1 protein-coding gene is annotated in these 358 nt (G+C 54.2%); it reads left to right on the forward strand.

The features are described 5' to 3' along the window. Positions 1 to 358 (forward strand): ABC transporter ATP-binding protein (locus tag HBA93_RS19405; RefSeq protein WP_221724384.1); only part of this gene is annotated, 358 nt, incomplete at both ends.

Genomic DNA, 358 nt, shown 5'->3' on the forward strand with positions numbered 1-358 from the left:
GGCAAATCCACACTGATGAATATTCTGGGCTGTCTCGACCGTCCGAGCGAGGGCAAATATTTCATCTCCGGTCGCGAAACATCGGATCTTGATGCGGATGAGCTTGCGCAATTACGGCGTGAGCATTTCGGCTTTATTTTTCAGCGTTATCATCTGCTCAACGAACTGTCTGCCGTCGGCAATGTCGAGATTCCAGCGATCTATGCAGGGCACAGCCGTGAAGAGCGTCAGGAACAGGCTGTCCATATCCTTGACCGTCTTGGTATGGGAGAGCGTACCCACCACCGTCCGGGTCAGCTTTCGGGCGGGCAGCAGCAGCGCGTTTCTATTGCCCGTGCTTTGATCAACAATGCCGATG

The sequence above is a fragment of the Ochrobactrum sp. SFR4 genome, assembly GCF_019730395.1.
GTDB lineage: Bacteria > Pseudomonadota > Alphaproteobacteria > Rhizobiales > Rhizobiaceae > Pseudochrobactrum.